This window comes from Vibrio sp. 1288, from assembly GCF_033344475.1.
Map to the genome: position 1 here is coordinate 1 of NZ_JAWPOX010000676.1, position 635 is coordinate 635.

The 635-nt window shown below is 42.2% G+C and carries 1 pseudogene; it reads left to right on the forward strand.

What is annotated here, in order from left to right:
- Nucleotides 1–635, forward strand: a pseudogene (locus R8O11_RS28720) (ferrous iron transporter B); the annotation flags it as partial.

A 635-nucleotide genomic window follows, 5' to 3' on the forward strand; every position in this document is an offset into this window, starting at 1 on the left:
GATGCGTTAAAGCGTGAACGTCAGATGATCAACATTGCCGAGTTAGAAAAGACGTTAGGTTGCCCAGTGATCAGTTTGTCTGCCACTAATAAAGCACAAGTTGCTGAGTTTAAAGAAAAGCTCCACAAAGCCATAGTTCAGGGTGTTGCGCTAACAGACTGCTCTTTGAATTACGGCGATAAGATGGAAGCAGCGATCGAGCATATTTCTTCTCTATTTAACGATCAAACCGTTTCTCATCGCGCATTAGCGATTCGTGCTCTAGAAAAAGACACGATGGTTCTCAATAGCCTTTCCGATCTTGATAGAAGCAAAGTACTGGAAGCGATTGCGACTTTAGATTTGGATATTGATTTACACGTTGCGGATACCAAATACACACATCTGCACGAACAATGTAAAAAAGTTCGCCGCAGTGAAGGCAAACTCAGCCGCAGTGTTACCGAAAAACTTGATCAGTTTATTTTGAACAAGTGGGTGGGGATTCCATTCTTCTTTGTTGTGATGTACCTAATGTTTATGTTCTCGATTAACATTGGTAGTGCATTTATCGATTTCTTTGATATCGGCGTTGGCGCACTTTTGGTTGATGGCGGTCATCACCTATTGGATGGTCATTTGCCAGTTTGGCTTGT